Raw genomic sequence first — 25754 nt, 5'->3', positions numbered from 1 at the left:
CTTTATTTAAAGGATGAAATATCCACCATCATTAAATTCAATCTTTTTCCATTTGTAAAATGTCCGGATTGGAAAAGAACTTTCGTACCATCCGGACTAAAGCTGGGATGTGCATGATCCGGTTTCATCTTGGTATCCGACGCCAACCAATGACGCTCCCCGGTCTGTACATTAACCAACCATACATTTCCTCCAAAAGTATCTCCGGCAGCCCATTTATTATCACGGCTGGCATTACAATGCCAGAAACCTCTTCCTACCAATTGGCCGTCAATCGCTTGGCGGTCTTTTTCTAATTCCACCTGCCCTATCAACTCTACATCATCCGTACGCAAATTGATACGCACAATACCACTTGCCTGTTTGCGAAGACGCGGCTGAAATCCTAAGATATTGAAATATACAAAATCTTTGGTTGCAAAAGTTTCATGAGTCACCCAATCTAGCGGAGTTTCTTTATATAAAGGTTTAAAGACTGTTCCATCTGCCGTGCAAAACCACATACGCTGATGGGCATCGCCACCGGTTTCGTTACAAAAAACGATTTCACCCGGAGTAAAACGGCTGGCTTGTATATGTCCTGTTTTAAACTCCGTATCAATAACCTTAGTTACTTCTCCCGTACTGAGATTCATTTTACGAATTCCGCAAAGAGTTGGCTTTATCTTTACCGGCTGGTTACTTTCAGGCAGGAAAGCGTTTTTCATCATACGTTCCTTTTCCTCTTCCGTACCCTCACGCTCAACAGTTATGTAGGCATAATCATCATTACAATCCACAGCATATCCTCCCGGACGTCCCATCTCAGTGGGGAAAGTGCCTATGAAAGTTTCATAAGCGGATGGTTTACCTACTTTTCCTTGTTTTACATCGGCAAAGAATTTATTCAAGTCCATTACATACATGTTCCAGTTTTCTTTTTCTTTCCGGCTGACAAACATACGATTCGTTTTATTAGCCAAAAAAGCACTGCCCAAGTTCGGTCCTTCCGTAGCTTGAATAATCTTACCGGTGGCCATTTCAATAAAGTAAATCTGTGTAGGAGTCCATTTACGTTTTTCTCCGTTAGGAAGCGTACTTTCCACCTCTTTGTCATTTCCACGGCTGGAAGACCTGAACAATAAGTATTTGCCATCAGCCGTCCACATGGGATCAGTCTGATAAAGAAAACGGTCATTCTTCATCGTGTCGGTCAACATAGTGATAGTATTGCCGGTCGCACTATCTACATAAGTCCGCATTTCCGATGCAGTGCAGTTTCCAAACTGAGCCAATGCGGCTTTACTAAAAGCTAAAAATAATGTAATAGCTAAAAATGTCTTTCTCATAGTATGTCATTTTTTATCTGATACGACAAATTTATGCATGAGAGAAATTATATCAAATAGAATTTTATCCATTTATATGGTTAATTGTTCACTTTAAACCAACTATTCTCTATATATCCTAGATTTTTTCACTGATATACTGCTCCCATAAAAAAGAAGGTATGCTTTTTGATACACCTTCCCCTTGACGATAATTTGACATTACATCGAATTCTTTTAAATAACTTTTTAAGCATAGGAAAGATAGGATACGATTCTTAAAAGTATTTTTATTTTTCAAGTATGAATATACAAAATGAAAGCAGAAATAAAAAACTAAAAACTTTATGATGGATCTTTACTATAGTTCTTCTTTTAAAGTAGAATACCCTTTATAAAAATAGGGAGAATTTTAGTCCAAACAATGATCTGACATGATTGAGAACTAAGACTCAATTATTAGATTTGTATGCTTAGTCAACAGATGTTTGATGCTTATTGGGAATTTAAGGAGTGTATAAATCTATAAAAAAGAAGAAGATTTTCCGTATTACCATGTTATTGACTGAACATCTTGGCATATTCCCAATATGTACTTTGGGTATCTTTAATAATAATAAAACCTGCACATTCCTGCATAATCCCAATAATGGTCTTTATTAGATGAATGATGTCTAAGAACTTCAACCTAGAAACTATTAACTTTATAAAAGATGTGACTTAAAAAAAATACTAATATATGGATTGCTCAAATTGTTTTCAATTGAAAAATCCATATATCAGTATTTCATTTCCCAAGTTTTGCATCATATTTTTCTTGATTAACTAAGCCCCTACCGTTTTCATTGGTAAAACTTACGCAAATTCAATGACAATACTTCAGCAATTTTTTACCAAAGTATTGTCAACATTAGCGTCACGTCAAATTGAAGCAAATCAATCATTAATAAAAATAACTTAAAAGAATTAATGACTATTTTATAAAAACAAGTTCACCAATCTTATTATCAACAGAAAAAGTAATAAAGTAACATTGTTCCCTAATATCTAATATTTCAAGTCCAGTTAATTTTATTTTAACAGGAGCTTCCCCCTTTTTTAAAGTAGTTAAAAAAGCATTTAACTTCTTCCCCATTGTAGAATCTCCCTCCCATTCTAATACATATTGAATCTGTTCCACACAAGAAGTAACAGCAACCTTATTCCCAAAAACTGTCAATCCCCAACCGTTAGGTTCATCTAGAGCAATACTATTTGTCCAAACAAACCTTGGTTTATCTGAATCCAGTATTTTAGAGATAATAATAATATTAAGAAGTGCTGTTTGACCGTTCTCATCAGTAACAGTTAAAGTTACACAACCTGTCAATAATGCACGGATATTTATCTCATTATTTTCTATCTGTGCAACAGCTAATTTCTCATCTGATAAAGAAATCTGATAATTTCCACTTCCACCAATTATTTTCACAGTAACTGTCTCTCCTTCTTTTATCTGAATTTTAGTTTGTTCAAGAGATAACTCAGATATACTCTCCACCTCTTCCTTGCAAGAGGTTAACACATTAGTACCTATTCCTAAAAATAAAAGATAGAAAAACAGATTGTTAAAAAAGTTTCTCATAGCATGAATATTTATCATTTATTAATAATAAGAGTTGTAACCGCTCCATTTTCACTTATTGCTTTCAAATTTAATTCACCACTCATTGAAGTCAAATCCACAATTCCATTCTCTATACTTACTTCTTCTCCATTAACGTAAAATTTATTAAAAGATTTAGAGTCTTCACCAACAATACGAGCCACTCCGTTTTCCAATACAATAGCAGGTTCTTGTATCCAACTATAATCAACAGCCTCTTCATTTATAAAGCAGCCCATACCAGAAAAACGAAAATTTGCATGATTTGTCAAGCGTAAAAAATTTATATCAGGAAGACTTCCGTCAGATTTACGAGATCCCATTAATTCTTGTTCATTCAAACTTTCAAAATCAGACTCTGATAAATTCAAATCATTTGGTGCAAATGAATTGTTTTTAATTTCAGAAAGGGTATTATCTACATTAATTAAATGTTGTGGAAAACCTCCCGAATTACGAGGACTTAATGATAAGTTATTTTTAATAATATGTCCATATCCAGGTACATCAACAGCCTCATTTGACGATTTTCGATTCAACATATTATAATTACTTGGATTTTTATAAGCCGTATTGTTTTCGAAAATCAATCCTCCAAGATGATGATTAGAATAGAATCCTTGCTGACGATTATAATATGCTAAACAATAACGCACTGTATGTTGCGGTATCGGATTTGGAACCTTTTTTATGTCTCCCATACCATATCCACCAGATTTAAAACCAGCTCCATTTCCACCAGAAGATTCTATAGAATGGGGCTTATACCCATTACGAAATGACCAACAATACTCTATAATATATGAAGCATAACAATTAATCAAATCAAAACCATCATCTCCATTGTTCCAAGCCCGACAACCTCTAAATATATTTCCAGTACTAGTTTCCTTATTTGCATGCCCTCCAAATCCATCTACATTTCCAGAATCACCTTCAGAATATCCATCATAATTATCATGAGCGTCACAATTCAAAACTAAATTATTCATACCTTTTACCAAATAAAAGCCAATTGCCATACCATCATGTACATCTATATTTTCCAATATATTATTATTTCCTCCCTCAATACGAAAAACTTCAGACTGAGTATGACCTTTAATTGCTACTTGAGTGCCTACAACTTCAAAATTCTTGAATCTCCAATAGCTACCAGCAATATAGAATACGGCAACACGACGATCTGTAAGTTTGATTTGCTCCATATTAAGTACCGGACGCTCATTCTTATAGCCAATAACACAAATTGGACTTGATGGATTGCCCTTTTGTTTAATATCAAACACTTTAGCATAAGTTTTATTTCCACTTTTATCCATTATCCAATCTTCAGTAACATTATATTCTCCTCCACGCAGATATATATTATCACCAGGTTGAACCAACTTTAGAGCTTTAGACAAGGTTGCAAAAGGTTTTTCAATGCTACCTACATTCATGTCATTTCCATCAGTTGCCACATAATAATCTGTTGCATAAACAGAAACAGACATTCCACATGCACACACCAATCCGGCGCACAATTTCCTTACAAATGATTTCATACTACAAAATTTTAATTATAAAATATAAGGTTACAATCCGATTTGTTAAAGCGTATTGAATTCAAAATAATATCAATGTTGGCATTGTTCTTTCAAGCAAATTAGAAAAAAATAGTCAACAGTTTTATTAAAAATAAGCAAACAAAGTCTTATTTTTTCCGATTATATTATTAACTATTAGATTAAACAAAGAAAATATAAAAAGGCTATTTTATAAAAGCACTACTTCGGTAAATTTTCACCGGGATGTTAAAAGTTAAACATAGAGCAGACTGAAACTAGCTCAATAAACATATAAGAGATCATTGAAAAATTGTCAAAAACAGATGGTTAGGCAATAAGAATTGTAGATAAAAAAGTAACTAAATAGCTGATAACAAAGAAGAAAAAATTACGTAATTCGTTGTTTTTTTTATAATTTAACAGAACCAGATTCCAATTGGATTTTTACTTTAAAGACAACAAACAACATGCTGGAATCACCAACTGTCAGTCAACAGACTTCAGAAAGCTGGATTTTCACTTCAATGCATCGCTCGTTGCCATCAACTTGGTCAAAGCGATATGTAAGAAACCCGGAATAACATATTCCATTCCTCTTGCAAGTCAGTTATACACAATGCTTATATACATGAACGATTTATTTGCATATTTGAAATTAACTTAGGCCCACAAGTTATTGACAAACTTTTCAAAGAACTCATTTTTTTACTGCCAAAGCTGCTTAGACTTGGCTAATTTTTAACGAACTATCACAATGAAGAATCCAATGTTTTAAGGAAGCATAAAATCTTTCAAAGCCATTTTACAATGTATTTGTTCTTGCCCGGAAACGGTTTCTGAATTCAAATATACATCGATAAGATCGTCATCATTCATACCTTTATCTTGAAATTTATAATAAATTTCTCCAGGCATTTCAAGACTTATAAACGAAGAAATTGAGTTATTACTACTTTGTATACTATTATTAAAATACAAATTTAAATTTAACTTATTATTAGAAGTATCTATATCCTTTTCGCCATCATAGTATAATAAAAAGAAAACCGGCTTATATAAATCATACTCAAAAGTTGGAACAATATTCATATAACCATTTTTTATATAGAATGCTCCGGCCGTTTTATCTAATGAATAAATACTCTTATTTTTTAGTTGGATAGAGTCTTGACCGAATATTTGATACTCTTCACTTAAAGTGTCAACATGAACTGTAAAAGTAGGAATCTGTTGGTTCATTCCATTCGTACTGTTTAATATAACATCATAAGTTTTTCCGTCCTCCAATTGAGTTGTATTTTCATTTTCATCCAATAAGTTAAAACTAACTATGGCACGTTGCACTTCTTTTAACCAAGGTATACGATTAAGACTTTCTTCTGTTGGAACTAAAATTGCACCAAAATCCGTGTATAACTTGTAGCCACGAATATTGTCTCCACCAACCGTAACATATACACCATTAAATTTAGACCATTGCGCATCATCGTCATTACTGAGACAAGAGCAAAATAGCCCGATACAAACTACAAAGAAAAAGAGGATATAAAATCTAGATTGTTTCATGACATTTCTATAAATTATAATTTAAAGGTAAAAGAGGATGCTTTATACATATTGATGCATCCTCTTATTATTGTACGTTTATTCTATTACCATCCTGCGTTTTGAGACAAATTAGGGTTTTTCATACGTTCCGATTGTGGAATTGGGAAAAGATACATTTTATCATCCCAAACACGATTGACAACATTTCGTTTATAAGTGATAGTACCATCCTCATTTTTTGTAAGTTTCATTTCTATGATGCTCTTTAATTTATCACCATCTTTCCATCTTCTCAGATCATAAAAACGATGTCCCTCAAAAGCCAATTCTACCATGCGCTCATTCTGATATTTATTCCAAAAGGCATCTGCCGACAAACCTGTTGGAAATTCCGGCATTTTAACATCAGTACGATTACGTATGATATTTACCGCTTCACAAGCTGTCATTCCGAATTCACCAGCATTATCAGCAGAACCCGTATATTGGAATATGGCTTCTGCATAGTTTAAGTAAAATTCTCCTAAACGATAAGTGATCCATGAATGGCGGCTGGTTTTTGTTGTACTATTAGCACTCAGATCAATGGCTGAATCCAAATATTTTTTCAAATAATATCCGGTAGGGGTTGCACCTGAAAGAGGTTCAGCATTTAAACCTCCATAAAAAGTTTCAATAGGATTGGCATTCTTTGACGGCCATTTTGTATCTCCATTCTTTACAATAGTCATATCGAAACGTGGATCACGTCCGGCATATGGATTAGAAGCGTCATAACCACTTCCTGTTTCATTCCACATTTTTCCAGTAGCTTTCATTTCATAGGCGTCAACCATATTTTGTGTTGGGCAATTACCGGAGTTTCCACCTGGCACTCCCATCGGAAAATTATATTCTTCCAATGTGCTGATGTTACCATTATATCGACGAACAAAAATCATTTCATTATTTGACCAGTTGTTAGGTCCCCACAATTCTGAATATTTACTTAATTTAAAACCATTAGCTGTACAAGTTTCAATTACCTCTTTATTAGCTTCAGCCGCTCTACGCCACAAATCTTTGTTATTTCCCGGATTAAATAATAGACTGGCAGCATATAAAGCAGCACGTGCTTTTAATGCCAAAGCTGCATAACAAGTAACACGACCGTTCTCTGCTGGGGCAATTCCGTCCAATCCAAGTTTTGTATAGTCTGCAGGTAATTCTGTAGATAATTTGTCACATTCTGCTATAATGGCGTTAAAAATTTCCTGTGCAGGGGTGCGTGTCAGACTGTTTACTTGATCTGTAGTTACCATTTCTGTAAAATATGGAACATCTCCATAAGCACGTACTAAATTAAAATAAAAATATGCACGCAAAAAACGAGCTTCCTTGAAACTGTTGGTATAACGGAACATTTGTGCACGATAGTCATCATTCAATTTTAGCTCATCAAATGTCAATCCTTGAAATTCAGCCAGATACTGATTACATATCTGAATTGCTTTATAGCTACTAGACCAGATGTTAGACATTGGATTAGCCGGGCTCCAAGATCCGTTTACAAAATCACATATATCATTGTTTGTATAAGCATATTCAGCTTCATCACAAGCAGATGCCAGCATTCCACCTTTATATGTTTGGCCAAAGTCATAGTCTAATATGGAATAAACATTGGTAATCATACCAATTACATTTTCATAACTTTCATCTATATAGTCTTTTCCGTAATTGGCATATTCGTGATAATCCAGATTACATGCAGCCAAAGTTACCATACATGCTATTCCGCTCACTATTTTTTTGATTTTCATAATCATGTTTTTAATTTAAGTTCAACAATTAAAAGCCAATAGTTAATCCAGCCACTACACTACGAGTTAAAGGATAAGTCGCTCCATAAACTTCGGGATCGGCAATATTAATCTTATCAAAGCACAAAAGATCAACACCTCTCACATAAATCTTTGCATTGCTCAATATCTTGCTTTTCTTTACCCATATTTGTGGAAACTTGTAATACAACTCTATTGAACGAAGTTTCAAAAATGAGCGGTCTGCCAACCACAAAGTATTAGTTTGATAATTGTTCTCATTACTTTGAGAACTCAAACGAGGATATTTAGCATCTTGATTTTCTGGAGTCCACCGGTTATCATAATATTCCTGTGAAATCGTTGTATTATTTATTAACGGCCAGTATAAACTCTTCGTATTTAATACAGCAGAATATCTTCCTGTCCCTTGGAACATAGCATCAAAGCCTAACCCTTTCCATTCTGCTCCCAAATTGAATGAATAGTAAATTTCAGGAGCAGTAGTACTATGTCCTATAGCAACTTTATCATTCGCATCAATAATATTGTCACCATTAACATCTTTATATTTTATATCACCAGGTTTTACATCACCAAATGACTGTTTAGGACTATTCTCAATGTCAGCTTGATCCTTAAAATATCCGATAACTTCCATACCATAAGTTTGCTTCAGAGGCTTACCTGTAGTTATAAGATTATCATACATACGCGGTTCTTCCATTTGCTCGATAATCTCATTTTTGGCTAAAGCAAAATTGGCTCCTATATTTAAAGTAATGTCAGCAATTTTTTTACGATAATTAGCACCAATTTCAACTCCCCAACTATCGACAATACCACCATTCTCATAAGGAGCAGTAAATCCTAAGACACTTGAATAATGACCGCTTGAAGACACCCAAATATCTGAACGTCTTTCATAATAAGCATCAAAAGATACGTCCAACCCATTGAACATACTGGCATCTAAACCCAAATTATATTTATATGCTTTTTCATGAGTAGAATTCAAAGAAGCCAAACGACCTAATGACCAACTTTGCGTTCCTACAGAATAATTTGTATCAAATGGATAATAACCACCGCCACCATATGTTTGTTCCCAATAGTTAGTAACCTCACTGTCATCATCCAACGGAAGACGGTCGGTATTAATGACACCAAACGAAGCCCTCAGTTTCATAAAATTAATCCAAAAAAGATCTTTCATGAAATTTTCTTTTGACATGACCCAAGCTAAGCCAACAGTGGGAGATATAGACCATTGGTGTCCTGGTGCCAATTTATTAGACGCTGAAGCAACTACACTCAAATCAGCAAAATATTTATCTTTGTATCCATAATGAGTATAGAAAGAGGCATTCTGACGATACCAGGTCTGATCGGTCCCTTTGGTATTACGGTATTCATAGTCCCATTTTAATTGACTATAAATTTTATTGTCCTTATTTATCTGTTTGTCATAAAATAAAGTTGCTGCAAAATTGAATACCCGTGTAAATGCAATACATTTAGCATCACTACTCATCGAACTTTCTTTACCATCAGTATAATAAGTCGTACTTGAAGGTACACCATTTTCCCATGCAGTTACCGAATTACTACCATAAACAAAAGTTTTAGAATGATTTTCCCAATATTGGGCATAGTTATCATAAGATAACATACCGCTTGCTCCTAGTCCTGGAGTTATAGATGATAAATCCTGGGTCAGCGTCATATCAGCGAACAATGTACGTTCGTGGAACTTTGTGTAAGCCGCTGCTTGTGATACAGCTAAAGGATTTTTGGTCCCAGCCCAAGTCGCACTACCTCCCCATGTACCATTTTCCAAACGAGCGGGAAAAGCAGCGGAAGGTAAAGTATAAATCATATCCCATAAATTAGCACCTCCCTGACCATTCGCTCCCGGAGTTCTAGTTTCTGACAGGATACCTAATACATTTAATTTCAATTTTGTTTTTTCTGTCAGATCAATATCCAAATTAGTACGTAAATTGGCTCTGGAGTATTGGTCCTGTGTAGAATATCCATCATTCATATAAGGATTGGCAATAAACCCTTTATTAGTAGTCAAGTTAGCCATAGCATAATAACGGAATTTGCTTGCCCCACCTCGGAAACTTATATTATATATATTGGTAGCATCCATATCGCGATAAGTTTCTCCAAGCCAATCCACATTAGCATACAGATATGGATATTGACCACTACGAAATGCGTTCAATTCATCTTGTGTATAACGCGCTGTTAACCCGTCATTTGCCAATGCTTCATTCATGGCATTTGCATAAGAATAACTGTCTACAAACTTGGGCTTGCGTGCTTGCCAACCGAAACCATGATCATAAGTAAACTTGATTTCACGTGTATTATAAATACCACGTTTGGTAGTAATATTTACTACACCATTTATACCTTTATGCCCGTAAATTGCTACTGCAGCAGCATCTTTCAATATAGTGACAGTTTCTACCTCTTCAGGAGTGACATCTGTAATATCACGTTCAATACCGTCTACCAATATTAACGGATTATTAGTGGATAAACTTTGTAGACCACGAATAAAAAATGTAGGTTCGGCATCTGCATATCGTCCGCTACCTTGCAAAGTTGTCAACCCTGTACCATATCCAAAAAGCGAATTAGCTATATTTTTAGCACTACGCTTATTGAAATCTTCATTATATACGGTAGAAATTGATGAGGTAGATTCTTCCAGACGTTGAGCTTTATGATATCCGATTTCTACAACTTCATCGGAATATTTTGCCGGCTTACCGGAAGTTATGCTATCATTGAGTTCCTGTGCATACCCTTGCAGACTCAAAAAAGCAAGGAGTGCCGGAATAATTAATCTATTTTTTCTCATAATAATTAATTCAAATTGTAATTGAAGTATTCATTAGTTATTACCATCCGGGATTTTGAACAAGCCCGTATCCTTTATTAACTTCTGTTGACGGGAATGGAGAAAGATACCATTTAGGGTCAAATCCATTTGTCCACCAATAACGAGTTGGGTTATTCAATTCAAATTTTTCATATTCAAAATGGGTCGGATAAGCCATCTTCCCTTCATCGTTTCCACGCCAAGGCAAATCTCTTCGTACTCCGTTGTCATCCAAACGATAAATGAAAAGTCCATGCAATTGTTTTTCAAATATATCTGCTCGTTTATAGCGAATCAAGTCAAAGAAGCGTGCATCTTCCATACCTAGCTCACAAGCACGTTCACGAAGAAGTTCTTCGATAAAAGCATCCTTGTTACTTTGTAAATTTTTATCCGGATTACATTCTGCCAATCCTTTCATTCCTACACGTGCACGTACAATATCTACTTGAGCTATAGCTTTATCCATACTGCCTCGTGAACTTTGACACAATGCTTCCGCATAAATTAAATGCAGTTCAGCTATACGGATACAAGGCCAATGTACATATCTACGCAGCATATCGTTTCCCATTAAGAATTTGATAGGTGCATATCCCGTAGCAAATGAACCTGTTTGACTGGTAGGACCATTGCCGGCACTCTTTCCCCCCAACCACGATTCAAAACAATAACCTGACATATTTCCTGTGGTCCAATCCAAAGATTCTTGCTGACCGTTTACAATGATTTCTTCATACATACGCGGGTCACGGGTCAATTCTATATTTATCAGTCCGTCACTGGTTGTGCCCGTTCCTTTCAAAAACATTTCATCCAGTTTTCCTTCACTTTTGGCCTTATCCCAATCAAACGGCGTACCATCTTTCCAAGGGAACATTTCCATATATTCTTGTGTAGGACTGTAACCACGATGAATGCTCATAAGAGGATCTCCCCATTGGTGCCAATTATAATGACTTGATTTGAATGCATCAATATCAATTACACGTGTGTTTATCAATACTTCCGGGCTATCCAAATTAGCATAGCCTGCACGATATGCCAAACGATAATCTTCTGGACGAGTACCTTTCGCCTGCTGTAAACTATATCCACCTTTAGAAGCCAGTTCATTAAAGAATTGTTCACACGCTTCCAGACAGCGATCCCATAGTTCCGGTTTATAACCACCATACCAAATAGCAGGATTGCCTGTCGCTCCCGGGTAATAAGGCTGGTCGGAATTAAATAAAGGTGAGGCTGCAAATTGAAGAATACGACATTTATAAGCTAAAGCTGCCGCTCTAGTCCAACGTCCGGATTCAGATGCAGGTGTTTCTACAGTCCAAGGAAGTACAGCAGCAGCTTCATCCAGCAATTGTACCATATAATTCACTGTTTCTTCCACACTGTTACGAGGCATTTCATAGCTTGTATCCGTTCCACTGAATGTACCTTTAATTAAAGGAATGCCACCATAATGACGAAATACATCAAAATAACGGGAAGCAAGAATACATTTCGCCTGTGCCACCATAGAAGCTTTTTCATCTTCCCCTAGCCCCGGTACATTATCAATATTCTCAATCAACATCCATACTCCACGTACAGCTTCCCAGACATTATTTCTTAAATAATCAAATTTATCAGAACGTTTACCATAATTGGCAGTGTGAGTACCTTTATAATATGGTCCTGAGATTCCACATGACGGATAAGTGAAAACATACAAATCTGTTAAAGCTTCAGGCTTGCCTACATATTGATTGGAACTTTCCTGATTAGCCACATTCTTATATGGAAGCCCATAATATTGCATGCCATAAAGATTAGTCAGAAATTGTCGGGTATATTCAGCATTATTAAATACTGTATCTTTTGTAACCGACCCTCCCGGAGCCTTTTCCAAAAAAGAGTTGCCAAACTTAATCTCATCGACACATGAAGTAGCGATGACAGATGTCAGAGCCAGTCCTGAAGCAACATTAAAAATCCATTTATTATATTTTTTCATTTGATTGCATTATTAAGATTAAAAACCAAGTTTCAAACTCAATGAATATGTTTTTGTCAGCGGATAAGAGGGAGAATTACTAGCCTTTGATTCCGGATCACTCCAAAAATATGGAGTAAAGGTCAATAAATTATATCCACTTAACGCTAACTGCATAGTATTCAGTTTCAGTTTTTTCATAAACGGAAGATTGAAATTATAAGCAATTTGCAGATTTTTCAAACGAAGATACTTAGCATCTTTCTCCCACAAAGTTGATTCCGCATAGTTATTGGTATCGTTGATAAATGTCGCACGCGGATATTCCGCATTTGGATTCGGATTCTCTGGAGTCCATGTATGATCTAACATATATTCCAACAAACCTCCTTGATCTGAGTTTGTACGGTCTGTAAAAGGTTGGCGGAATACACTTGATATACTGCGGCTTACATTCCATGCGGCAGTCCATTGCATTGAAACATCAAATCCCTTCCAACTGAATCCCATATTAAGACCGGCCATGTATTCCGGATCATCTGTGAAACCAAATTGACGTGACATATCGTTAGAATCTATTTTACCATCGTTATTTAAATCGACATATACACAATCACCATTTTTTAAATCACTGACTAATTGTTCTGGCATATCCGTACCATATACTTCTTTGTAATGAGCAGGGGTTGTTTCCGAATTATAATATTCAAAGAATTTATATTGACTGCGTGAACCAAGACGACGTCCTTTTTGATACATATACTCTTCATTTTGCGGAGCTTCTTTTCTCTCTACCACCCGATTTTGATTGTACATCAAATTCAATCCTACGTTATACCTGAAATTGTCACCTATTTGATCATTCCATTTTAAAGTGATTTCCCAACCCCAGCTTCTCATTTCCCCAAGATTAGCCAATGGAGGAGTAAATCCTAATACAGAAGGAGCCGTACCGTCACTCAACATAATGTCTGTACGTTTTTCATGATAATAATCAAATGAAGTGCGTAAACGATCATTAAGGAAATTAGCATCTACACCCAAATTGGTTTTCAACGCTTTTTCCCATGTAATATCTTGGTTATTCTTTCCATTTTCATAAGCAGCAGGACTTACTGTGGAATTATTGATACCAAACAAAAAACCATGACCATCACGGTTAATTAAAGAAGAATTATTAACTACATAAGGATCAGACATATAGAGGAAACGTTGCTTGTTTCCGTCAAAACTATCATTACCAACTAGACCGATTGTATAACGAAATTTCAAGAAACTTACTACTGATTTTATAGGTTTCCAGAATTTTTCCTCACTAACAATCCAACCAAAAGAACCGGCCGGAAAAGTACCAAAGCGTTTGCCGGGTGCATAATTCTCGGAACCATTATATCCAATATTGAATTCTGCCATATAGCGGTTTTTCCAATCATAAGTTGCACGTCCCACTATACCAACCATCCCACGAGGAATATCAGAATATGCACTAGGATAATATATCTTAGACTGATTGTATAACAATAATGCTGAAACATGATGGTTACCGAATTCCCGGGCATAGTTTAAGGCTGCCTCCATATACCAATCACGTGATTTAGCCGGATCCTTATCTTCATATTTCAACTGAGAATTTTGTCCATATTTCTTATAAGCAATCGTACCATCTTCTTGTAATACAGGAGTATAAGTTGCAACACTAGCACTAGCCTGTGTATAAGATGTAAAACCACTATTGTATGATCCTTTAATATGGAATGACAATCCTTTAGTTATAAAATCCAGTTTTTGTTTTAATTGGACATCAGCATTTAAGGTGTTATTACTGGTTCGCATAAAACCTCCACCATAGTATCCCATGCCGCTACCACCAGTAAAAGGCATTCTCAAATCCGGATAGTCCGTACTTGCATTAACCAGTTTGCCATCGACAAGTCCCGGGCTAGAAAACGGAGTGGAATAATACATGTTTATTAACATCCCGGCACTACCCAGTCCAGTATAAGGTTTAGAAGCATTATTCACATTACCAGCAATATTCATTGATAATGTTGTCGTTTTGGTTACGTCAATATCTAGATTTGAACGGTAATTGAAACGATTATATTGATAAGACAGATTATAAGGCAAGTCAAATTCTTTAAATAAACCGCCTTGTGTATAAGCTCCTGCTGAAATAAAATAACGTACACGGTCTGTACCACCTGATATATTAACATTATGCTGTGTTTGAAGGGTCATATCTTTTAAACAATAGTCTACCCAATCCACACTTGGAAAACGAACGGGATCTGAACCATCTTTAAATTTCTGAATTATTTCATCCGAAAACGTAGGATTCAAACCATCACCAGTATTTATTTGGTTATAAAAAGTAGCATATTGATAAGAATTAGCCATTTTAATACTTTCGGTCGGGGCAATAATACTTGAGGAAGTCGTAAATGAAATCTTAGCCTTTCCTTCCTTACCTCTTTTAGTCGTAATTAAAACAACGCCATTTGCACCTCGTACACCAAAAACAGCCGTAGCAGAAGCATCTTTTAATATAGAAATACTTTCTATTTCATTAGGATCAATATCATTCATACTACGTTCCACACCGTCTACTTGAATAAGAGGAGCAGATTGATTCCATGTAGCTTGACCACGGACAAAAATATTCGCTGCATCACTCCCCGGTTCACCGGAATACTGTACGGTAGTCAAACCTGCCATTTGCCCTGATAACATATTAGAAATGGAGCCTGTTGGAGTTTTTGTCAATTCTTCACCTTTTACACTGGAAATAGCTCCAGTCACAGAAACCTTTTTCTGAACGCCATAAGCTACAACCTCTACTTCTCCTAACATTTGAGAATCATCATCCAAAACTATTTCAATGTTAGATTGTTTTACTTCTACAGTTTTGGAACTATATCCAATGAATGAAATCAATAACTTAGCTCCTTTAGGAACATCCAGCTTAAAAACTCCATCAATGTCGGTTATAGTACCTACTGTCTGACCTTGCACAACAACATTGGCACCAATAATAGGCTCTCCTAAATTATCTACGACCTTACCGGTCACTGATATTTTTTGTTGCTGAATAATATTGTTTGCAGCTACTGCCGACTGTCCTCCAAAGGAAAGGGGCAGAGGACCTGCAAACAGACTAAAGAGAAAAAGCCACCGAAATTTTAATCGATGTCCCAACAGACTTGAATTCTTTCTGTCTTTCATACTTTAATTATTAAGTTAAACAAAAGTTAGTTTTCTATTCTCTCAGGAGAAATAGGTCTCCTACCTGTGAAAAAGTGTTGCAAATATATGCGCGAATATTAAAAAAGCCAATGTAGGATTGTACAAAAGCATGGAATTTTCCGTCTTTTCAACTGAAAAATAGTACAAACTTCTGTGAACAATCTCAAAATGGATAGTTTCAAGAGCATTTTTGTTATACAAGAGTGCTTTTATTTCTGATTGTTACTTTAATATTGTATTGTAAAACGTATAAACTAAAATTTGAATATGGCTAATCTTTCAATAGTAATTGTACCTGCTAAAAAATTATCTAACGGTAGACATAGAGTCAGGATCGCAGTGGCTCATCGTTCACAAACGAGATATATTTCAACCCAATTCATTTTGGATTCTGCAAATCAAATGAAAAATGGACGAGTAGTAAAACATGAAAATGCAGCTAATATAAATGCTTGTTTGCGCAAGTTGATTAATGAATACGAAGAGATTCTTTCGTCTATTCATTATCAGTCGAATATTTCATGCACTGAATTGATACATGTTATAACTCGGGAACAACAAAAAAAAGGAATAACCTTTAATACGGTAGTGAAAGAATATCTTTCAATGATGGAAGCAGACGATCGTAAAAAATCACATAAATTATATAATATAGCTTGTGCAAAGTTCCTTAAACATATGAAAGGTGATTTTCCTTTGGTACAACTCAGTCCGACACATATACAAAGTTTCGCTGATGTAATGAAGGCTGAAGGATTAAAAGAAACTTCTATCAGAATTTACCTCACTTTAATAAAAGTAATATTGAACTATGCTAGGAAAATGAATTATGTAACTTATTTAGTTCATCCTTTTGTTTTATTTAAAATGCCAGTTAGTAATATCAGAGAACTAGATCTGTCCGTTGATGAATTAAAAAAAATACGTGATGTGAAATTATTCAAGTCTGTGCATATCATGGCTCGAGATATATTTATGTTAACTTATTATTTAGGTGGCATTAATCTAAGAGACCTAATGGAGTATGATTTCACTAAAGGGAACTGTATGAGATATATAAGACATAAAACCCGTAATAGCAAAAAAAATGAAAATGAAATAGCTTTCACTATCCAGCCAGAAGCACAGACAATTATTGAACGATATATTTCTGAAAATGGGAAATTAGTTTTTGGCAAATATGAATCTTATGAAAAAGTATATAGTTTGGTCTTTAGACATATAGGGAAGGTGACTGATCTGGCAGGCATAAATAGAAAGGTTTCATATTATTCTGCAAGAAAAACATTTGCACAACATGGTTATGATATAGGTATCGAAATAGAAAAAATAGAATATTGTATTGGTCATAGTATGAAAAACAATCGTCCTATATTTAATTATATACGAATAATGCAAGAGCACGCCGATAAAGTTTTTAGAGAAATCTTCGATCAATTGCTTAAATAGTCAATGTTATTATATATGCATAAATGTCTTTCATATCATGTAAATGTTATTATTGTATTACCTTAAAAAGTAAGTGTGGTTCATAAATCAAGCAAATGCACTTAGACAGCTGATAAAGTACACTTACTTTTTGGAGATATTTTTTAAGTTCAAGTCAGGATATAAACTACTCCATATAAATTTGAGAGCAAAGTAAAATATTTCATAAATACTAACTAAAAGAGTTTTTTTTCCAACAGTAATAAGAGCACTTTATATTCTCTATTATTGTATCATCTATATTATAAAATTCGATGAAATGGGCTTTTTTTGATACTTTCAACTTTATATATCAAGTAAACTTTTGTTTAACTTAATAATTAAAGTATGAAAGACAGAAAGAATTCAAGTCTGTTACGTCGTTTGGAGAAGTTCCAGCGGCTGTTCTTCGTTGCTTTGTTATCCGTATTGGCTGTAGGGGCCTTTGCACAGAGCAAAACCGTTTCGGGTACTGTCCTTGACAAAACAGGTGAGTCTGTAATCGGTGCCAGTGTGGTGGTGAAAGGTACTACCAATGGTACAATTACCGACTTTGATGGTAAGTTCACACTTCAGAATGTTCCTGATAATGGAACGATCCAAGTAAGTTTTGTGGGGTACAAGACCGTAGATATCCAAGTGAAAGGACAATCTACCGTTAAAATAATCTTGGAGGAGGATACCGAAACACTGGATGAAGTGGTAGTGGTTGGTTATGGTGTTCAGAAAAAAAGTGATGTGACTGGTGCTATGGCACGTGTGGGTGAAAAAGAACTGAAATCCATGCCTGTCAAAAATGCCCTCGAAGGTATGCAGGGAAAAACTGCCGGTGTGGATATTACTTCCAGCCAGCGTCCTGGTGAAGTAGGCGATATCAATATCCGTGGTGTACGCTCTATCAAAGCAGAACAAAGTCCGCTTTATGTAGTTGATGGTATGGTTATCCAAAATGGCGGTATTGAAAATATTAACCCTTCAGACATTGAGTCTATTGACATTTTAAAAGATGCTTCCGCTACCGCCATTTATGGTTCACGTGGTGCAAATGGTGTTATCTTGGTTACAACTAAAAAAGGTAAGGAAGGAAGAGTTACTCTAAACTATTCCGGATCTGTTACATTTGAAACGTTACACGATGTAACTGACATGATGTCGGCCAGCGAATGGTTGGATTATGCCCGTCTAGCAAAATACAACATGGGAGCATACGGTAACAGAGACGCTGCTTTTGCTCCAAGTTATGAAGCAGACCGTTTGGCTTTCGGTGGCGTAGCTGCTTCTTGGGCAAACATAGACCAAGCATGGTCAAACGGAAACTATGACCCATCGAAAGTAGGCTCATACAACTGGACTGACCATGGCAAACAAACCGGCATCACACACGAACATACATTGAGCGCATCAGGTGGTTCTGACAAATTCCAAGGTTACGCCTCATTCGGTTACCTGAATCAAAAAGGAACTCAGCCTGGACAAGCCTACGAACGCTATACACTAAAAGTGTCATTTGACGCTAATCCCGTAGAATTCTTTAAAATGGGAGCCTCTGTCAACGGTTCATATGCCGACCAGGATTATGGTTATAATTTCTCCAAATCAGTCACCGGTGCCGGAGACTTTTATGGAGCATTGCGCAGCATGCTCCCTTGGACAGTACCTTACGATGCCAACGGTGATTATATTCGCCTTCCAAATGGTGATATCAACATCATCAATCCCATTCGTGAATTGGATTACAATACTAACCAGCGTCGTACGTTCCGTGCCAATGCCAGCATGTATTCTCAGATAGATTTTGGCAAAATATGGGAACCGTTGGAAGGCTTGAGCTATCGCATCCAATTTGGTCCTGAATTCCAATTTTACACATTAGGTATTGCCAATGCAGCCGAAGGTATCAATGGTGACGGTAATAACAAAGCCCAGTACAAAAATGAACAAAAGCGTTCTTGGACATTGGATAACTTGATTTACTATAACAAGACAATCAAAGACCATAGCCTTGGTTTGACATTGATGCAGTCGGCTTCCAAATATCATTATGAAATGGGAGATATGACTGCTACCAACGTAGCTTCTTCTAAAGAATTATGGTACAATCTGCATTCGGCCGGAAGCTTGAGTGGTTTTGGTACCGGTTTAACTGAAAGCCAAATGACTTCTTACATGGCTCGTATGAACTATGGTTTCAAAGATCGCTATTTGCTGACTGCATCTGTTCGCTGGGACGGTAGTTCCGTACTAGCTCCCGGACACAAATGGGCAACATTCCCTTCTGCCGCTTTGGCATGGCGCATTGACCAAGAAGATTTTATGAAAGATATTAATTGGATTAGCCAATTAAAGCTTCGTTTGGGATTCGGTGTTACTGGTAATGCGGCTATTGACCCTTATTCTACTAAAGGAGCTATTCAGTCACTCTATTATCAATGGGGAAGTGAAAGCCCATCTATCGGCTATCTTCCGTCTGATGTTTCTGCAAAGAATCCTAGTAAAATGGCCAATAACGAACTGACCTGGGAAAAGACGACTCAATATAATGTCGGTATTGATTATGGCTTCTTAAACAATCGTATCAGCGGTAGCGTTGATGTGTACAAGACCAAAACCAAGGACTTGTTACTAGATATGACCATTCCTTCACTGACTGGATATGTTTCCACACTAGCTAATGTTGGAAAAACATCGGGTTGGGGTATTGATTTACAACTGAATGCTATTCCTGTGCAAACCAATGATTTTACCTGGAATACCACACTGACTTGGTCTATGGACCGCAGCCAAATTGATGCCTTGGCAAACGGAAACACAGAAGATGTAAACAACCGTTGGTTCGTAGGCGAAGAAATCGGAGTCTATTATGACTATGTATATGACGGTATCTGGAAGACCTCAGAAGCTGAGCAGGCAGCCCAATATGGTCGCAAGCCAGGACAAATCAAAGTGAAAGACTTAAACAATGACGGTTCTATCGACGCAACTAATGACCGTCAAATTGTTGGTAAAGAACGTCCTCGTTGGACAGGAGGATGGAATAACACTTTCAGCTATAAGAATTTGGAACTATCTTGCTTTATCATCACCCGTATGGGATTCGATGTGCCACAAGGTGCCGCTACATTGGATGGGCGCTACATGCAACGTAAGTTAGACTATTGGGTAGCCGGAAGCAACGAAGACGCAGTATACTATTCTCCAGGATCAAACGGCGAGGCAGCTGATACCTATAATTCTTCAATGAATTATCAGGACGGTTCTTACATCAAGGTACGTAATATTTCATTAGGTTACAATTTCACAAGCAAACAACTGAAAAATACAGGTTTGAGTAATTTAAAAGTATATGTACAGGCCATGAATCCTTTCTCTATTTATAAAGCATGCGACTGGTTAGATACAGATTTGCTGAACTATGATAACAATACTAAAACTTTCGGTTCAGCAACGACACTGAAAAGTTTCGTCGTTGGCTTAAATGTTGGATTTTAATATATAACGGATAAAAACAAATTATCGATATGAAATTGAATCACATATTATTTTCTGCTGCCGCATGTATGGCGTTAGGAAGTGCAGCATTGACTTCTTGCAGTGAGTCTTTTTTAGACGAGAACCAAATTAATGCATACGATACCGATTATTTCAAGACACAAGAAGGTATTGATGATTTGGTAAATGGCGCCTATCTAATGCTGAAAACCAAATTTAACTATCAATGGGGATACTTGGTTTATTGCGAAGGAACGGATGAGTTTACAGATGGCAACAATACAGCTGCACACTATAACCACTACGGACAATCACTAAATTCAGGTGAAACCACCGGAATCAAGCCCATTTGGGACAACTTGTATGGTACTATCGAACCGGCCAACTTGATTATAGCAAATGTACCGGCATTTTATAATCCACAGTCTCCTACTTATAATGCCCGTTTGGGAGAAGGATATTTCTTAAGAGGATATGGTTACTTTGAACTGGTGAAACAGTTTGGTGGAATTCCTCTGAAATTAACTCCTTCGACAGGAGTGGAAACCTATTTCACCCGCAATAGTGAAGAAGAAGTATATGCACAAATCATTGCCGACTTGGAGGAAGCCTACAAGTTATTGCCCGAAAAGCCGGAGCAAACTGGACGCATCACGAAGTCAGCAGCCGCCCACTTCCTAGCCAAGGCGCATTTATTCCGTGCTTCTGAACTGTATTCTAGCTGGAATACACAATACGTAGCCGCTGACCTAGATGCGGTAATTAAGTACGGACAGGAAGTGGTAAGTGCACACCCCTTATGCAATGACTTTGTAGAATTATGGGATTACACAGCACCTAACGGTGCTAACGAAACAGTATCGGAAGTAGTATTGGCAGCACAGTTCTCTAACGATGAATCCACCTGGGGACGATATGGTAACCAAATGCACTTATGCTTTCCTTCAGTTTATCAAGATATGAATGGAACGAACCGTGACATTTCCGGTGGCCGTGAATTCTGCTATGTAAGTGCGACCCAATATACCATGGATGTATTTGACCGTGTAAACGATTCACGTTTCTGGAAATCATTCATTACCACTTATGGATGTAATAATACCAAAGGTGCACCCGATTGGACTGAAGCTGATATCAGAAGCGGCAAAGCTCCTGTTGGTGTAAGTGCAGGAGACAAGCGTTTTACAGGAGGTGAACTGGGCATCAAGTATATTGTCAACAATCCGGGAGATACTCGTTACGAAGACTATGAATTTGGTAACAAAAATGTAAAAGTGACCAAGAACAATGTCATTGAGGCTCCTCACACGTTTGTCCGTTACTTCAAGGGAGAAACTCACAACTGGAATACTGACATTTCCAATCTGACTGGCAACTGGTATCAGGTGATTCCCCATAAGCGTTCAGTCGCTTTGTCTAAATATCGTGACGGATCACGTAATTCGATCGCTTCACAGTTTGGTACGCGTGATGCCATTATAGCCCGTTCCGCTGAAGATGTGTTAATGATAGCCGAAGCCTATATCCGTAAAGGTGAATCCTCTTATCCACAGGCTATTGAATGGATAAACAAACTCCGTACCCGTGCCGGGTATGCTGAAGGTGAAGACCGAAGTAAACACGTAGATGGCGGACAGTCTTACAAGAACAATTCATATTGTACAGGAAAAGGTGGAGGTTACTCGGCTGAAGGAGCTGTTTATTGGGAAATCAACACCTATTATGAGTCTAATAATATGGAAGGTCAGGAAACTACAGCTTCCACCAAATCAGTTATGACCTTGAACAGTGTGGAAGACGTGTACAATTCACAAGTAGACATCCCGATCTATGAAAAATTGGGTTGTGCTTCCAATGCAGAAAAGATGATGTGTTTTTTACTGAACGAACGTACCCGTGAACTTTGCGGTGAAATGTTACGTTGGGAAGATTTAGCCCGTACAAAGAGCCTGAATGACCGTTGGCATGCGTTTAACGATGGAGTAAGTCGTGGCTTGGGTGAATTCAATCCTCAGGTTCATTATTATCGTCCACTACCACAATCATTCTTGGACGGAATTACCAATGAAAACGGTGGAACATTAACTAATGAAGAAAAAAGTGCCATGCAGAATCCGGGATATTAAACCGTAATATATCACTGATAATATATGGACCTCTTCATCTATATGCTTTAGATTTAGAGGTCCATTATTGTTTTTCAGATAAGGATTATGCGCTTTTATGCCTATACCTTTAAAAATTAGTAACCTTTCGTTAGAAGTTCTCGTATAATATCATCTAAAATATAAACATAACTCGTCAAATAAAATCCAAAACTGGAATTGTACAGAAATTGGCAATTCTCCCTATTATAAAAGATATCCAAAGCACGCACCGGAGATATGTCAAGACATTCGGCTAATAACATAACAATGCGAGAAATCTTATTCCATAATAAAAGATCTTTCATCTCCTCCTTATTTTTATTATAGATTTATACACTCATCATATCCATGGCTGCTGGCCATTCCTGCTTTCCACGATGAAATCAAGCCATGATTTATCATATGAATTAAAAGAAAGCATACAATAACCAAAGTTCAAGGTAGCATCCCTATCAAAAGAATAGATATTCAGACAAAGAGAACTTTGATTCTTTTGCAGTTAACAAATAATATTCACCCATTCTTGAGTCTAATCTATCAATTGTATCATGTACTTTACACAAATGGCTTCACTATAGATGGAATCGATATCCGTGCATTGGAATATATACCCAGTTCCGATGGCATAGATATTGATTCGTCCAATGATATACTGATTACTTCCACCCGCATTGAGGCACATGATGATTGCATCTCCATCAAATCCGGACGAGACGAGGACGGACGCAGAGTAGGACGTCCCAGTGAAAACATTCTGATAGAAAACTGTCATTTTGCATACGGTCATGGTGGAGTGGCTATGGGCAGTGAAATATCAGGCGGCATACGCAATGTGACCATACGTTCCTGCCTGATGGATAACGAAAACTGGAGCCCCTTACGTTTTAAAAGTCAGCCCAGCCGCGGCGGAACTGTGGAAAATATCACTTTTGAAGATATTACCATCAAAGGAGCGCGCAGTATCTTTGATATCAATATGGAATGGCGTATGGTTCCTCCGCTTTCACCTGCACATTATCCGCTGACCTGTTTGCGCAATATCCATTTCAAGAATATAAATGGAGAAGCACAATCAGCAGGAACCATGTATGGTTTTAAAGAGGCTCCATTCGGAAATGATACATTCTTTTTTGAGAATTGCCATATCAAAGCTCAAAAAGGATTAAGCATCTCAAATGTGGCCAATGTTAATTTTAAAGGTTTGGAACTAGAGATAAAAGAAGGAGAAAAGATTTATGAACGGTCTGCAAATAAAGACAAATAACCCAATAAGAACACTGTTAAATAAAAAATACACTCGAAATGCGTACACATGCATAATATTCAAGGAAGATGTACACATTTCCATTGTAGGAAATCCCAGACCATCCTATTTTTGCGCTACCATTAAAACACTAAAACAACATGATGAAGAAAAAATTAATACTATCATTCTTTTTTGTTGCATTAGGTTTTGGAGTTGTAAAAGCACAAGACTTGCCGGACAAAAAAGAAACGTTGAAAACTGTTACAAAAGTCAATGATTACTTCATGAAGAAGTATGCCGATTATCGTACTCCTTCTTTTGTAAAAAATGTAACCCGTCCCAGTAATATCTGGACACGCGGAGTATATTATGAAGGATTAATGGCTCTTTACTCCGTCTATCCACGCGATGACTATTATAAATACGCTGTCGATTGGTCAAATTACCACGAATGGGGATTCCGCAACGGTACCACCACTCGCAATGCTGATGATTACTGTGCCAGCCAGACTTACATTGATTTATATAACATTTGTCCCGATCCGGAAAGAATCCGTAAGGTCAAAGCCAATATAGATATGCTGGTCAACACTCCTCAAGTAAATGATTGGTGGTGGATTGACGCCATCCAAATGGGAATGCCTGTATTTGCCAAACTGGGAAAATTGACCGGAAAACAAAAATATTTCGACAAAATGTGGGATATGTATGAATATACCCGTAACAAACATGGTGAGAATGGCATGTACAACCAAAAAGAAGGTTTGTGGTGGAGAGACCAAGACTTTGATCCCCCTTACAAAGAACCTAACGGTAAGAATTGCTATTGGAGTCGTGGTAATGGATGGGTATATGCAGCACTGGTACGTGTATTGGATGAAATTCCTACTGATGAAAAACATCGCGCCGACTATATCAATGACTTCCTGACCATGAGTAAAGCTATCAAAAATTGCCAACGTACTGATGGTTTTTGGAATGTAAGTATGCATGACGAATCAAACTTCGGAGGTAAAGAAACCAGTGGCACCGCTTTATTTGTATATGGCATGGCATGGGGGGTACGTAACGGACTGTTGGACAGAAAAGAATACCTGCCAGTCTTGTTGAAAGCATGGAATGCTATGGTGAAGGATGCCGTTCACCCTAACGGCTTCATAGGACTTGTACAAGGAACCGGAAAAGAACCGAAAGACAGTCAACCTGTCACATACGATAAAGTACCCGATTTTGAAGATTTTGGAGTAGGGTGTTTCCTGCTCGCCGGAAGTGAGGTTTACAAATTAAATTAATAATATGATTGGTTAGTGAATCGATTTTTCATAGACTATGATTTAAAGGTTAGATTTAGGTTAAGTAAAAAGAGGCTGTCTCAAAATGAGACGGCCTTTTTTTGTGTTTGCAAAAAAATCGGGCAAGTCCTAACTTCGCTCAGT

The 25754-nt window shown here is 36.8% G+C and carries 12 protein-coding genes and 2 pseudogenes; 6 read left to right on the top strand and 8 right to left on the bottom strand.

The window, feature by feature from the left end; all coding sequences use genetic code 11:
- Positions 1 to 2: 2 nt before the first annotated feature.
- The 3 genes from AB5062_RS15135 to AB5062_RS15125 all read right to left on the bottom strand — a co-directional run bounded on the left by AB5062_RS15135 (position 3) and on the right by AB5062_RS15125 (position 4499).
- Complete coding sequence (locus tag AB5062_RS15135; protein ID WP_005853530.1) at positions 3 to 1328, bottom strand: oligogalacturonate lyase family protein; 1326 nt, start codon at positions 1326 to 1328, stop codon at positions 3 to 5.
- A gap of 952 nt (positions 1329 to 2280) precedes the next feature.
- Positions 2281 to 2931: a hypothetical protein gene (locus tag AB5062_RS15130; RefSeq protein ID WP_005842404.1), complete on the bottom strand. Its 651-nt coding sequence runs from the start codon at positions 2929 to 2931 to the stop codon at positions 2281 to 2283.
- Between the two features lie 14 nt (positions 2932 to 2945).
- On the bottom strand, positions 2946 to 4499 hold the full coding sequence (locus tag AB5062_RS15125; protein ID WP_070101536.1) for a DUF4990 domain-containing protein: 1554 nt from the start codon (positions 4497 to 4499) through the stop codon (positions 2946 to 2948).
- A gap of 424 nt (positions 4500 to 4923) precedes the next feature.
- Between AB5062_RS15125 and AB5062_RS15120 the strand changes: the two are divergent.
- Positions 4924 to 5237, top strand: a pseudogene (locus tag AB5062_RS15120) (transposase); the annotation flags it as partial.
- 36 nt (positions 5238 to 5273) lie between these two features.
- Here AB5062_RS15120 and AB5062_RS15115 read toward each other — a convergent pair.
- The 5 genes from AB5062_RS15115 to AB5062_RS15095 form a co-directional block, all read right to left on the bottom strand.
- Positions 5274 to 6068: a hypothetical protein gene (locus AB5062_RS15115; RefSeq protein WP_005842398.1), complete on the bottom strand. Its 795-nt coding sequence runs from the start codon at positions 6066 to 6068 to the stop codon at positions 5274 to 5276.
- Between the two features lie 86 nt (positions 6069 to 6154).
- The gene (locus AB5062_RS15110; RefSeq protein ID WP_032953565.1) at positions 6155 to 7852 is read right to left on the bottom strand and encodes a RagB/SusD family nutrient uptake outer membrane protein; all 1698 of its coding nucleotides are present in this window, start codon (positions 7850 to 7852) and stop codon (positions 6155 to 6157) included.
- Between the two features lie 28 nt (positions 7853 to 7880).
- Positions 7881 to 10730 carry a SusC/RagA family TonB-linked outer membrane protein gene (locus AB5062_RS15105; RefSeq protein ID WP_032953559.1) on the bottom strand — a complete coding sequence of 950 codons (2850 nt, stop codon included), beginning with the start codon at positions 10728 to 10730 and terminating at the stop codon, positions 7881 to 7883.
- 40 nt (positions 10731 to 10770) lie between these two features.
- On the bottom strand, positions 10771 to 12747 hold the full coding sequence (locus AB5062_RS15100) for a RagB/SusD family nutrient uptake outer membrane protein (RefSeq protein ID WP_005853750.1): 1977 nt from the start codon (positions 12745 to 12747) through the stop codon (positions 10771 to 10773).
- Positions 12748 to 12765: 18 nt separating this feature from the next.
- Positions 12766 to 15948 (bottom strand): TonB-dependent receptor, encoded by a 3183-nt coding sequence (locus tag AB5062_RS15095; protein ID WP_032946651.1) that lies wholly within the window; start codon positions 15946 to 15948, stop codon positions 12766 to 12768.
- Between the two features lie 288 nt (positions 15949 to 16236).
- Between AB5062_RS15095 and AB5062_RS15090 the strand changes: the two genes are divergently transcribed.
- From AB5062_RS15090 to AB5062_RS15070, 5 genes and pseudogenes are all read left to right on the top strand, one after another.
- Positions 16237 to 17418: a phage integrase SAM-like domain-containing protein gene (locus AB5062_RS15090; RefSeq protein ID WP_005841224.1), complete on the top strand. Its 1182-nt coding sequence runs from the start codon at positions 16237 to 16239 to the stop codon at positions 17416 to 17418.
- 366 nt (positions 17419 to 17784) lie between these two features.
- Positions 17785 to 20925, top strand: a complete 3141-nt coding sequence (locus tag AB5062_RS15085) for a TonB-dependent receptor (protein ID WP_032953107.1) — start codon at positions 17785 to 17787, stop codon at positions 20923 to 20925.
- 29 nt (positions 20926 to 20954) lie between these two features.
- Positions 20955 to 23051 carry a RagB/SusD family nutrient uptake outer membrane protein gene (locus AB5062_RS15080; protein ID WP_032953109.1) on the top strand — a complete coding sequence of 699 codons (2097 nt, stop codon included), beginning with the start codon at positions 20955 to 20957 and terminating at the stop codon, positions 23049 to 23051.
- A gap of 568 nt (positions 23052 to 23619) precedes the next feature.
- Positions 23620 to 24336: pseudogene (locus AB5062_RS15075) on the top strand (glycoside hydrolase family 28 protein); the annotation flags it as partial.
- 143 nt (positions 24337 to 24479) lie between these two features.
- Positions 24480 to 25610, top strand: a complete 1131-nt coding sequence (locus AB5062_RS15070; RefSeq protein WP_032953122.1) for a glycoside hydrolase family 88 protein — start codon at positions 24480 to 24482, stop codon at positions 25608 to 25610.
- Positions 25611 to 25754: the final 144 nt, after the last annotated feature.

It is taken from the genome of Phocaeicola sp. RTP21359st1_B8_RTP21360_211022, from assembly GCF_040911965.1.
Classification (GTDB): Bacteria; Bacteroidota; Bacteroidia; order Bacteroidales; family Bacteroidaceae; genus Phocaeicola; species Phocaeicola vulgatus.
The sequence above is the reverse complement of the archived record's forward strand: the minus strand, read 5'-3'. Positions and strand labels throughout refer to the sequence as shown.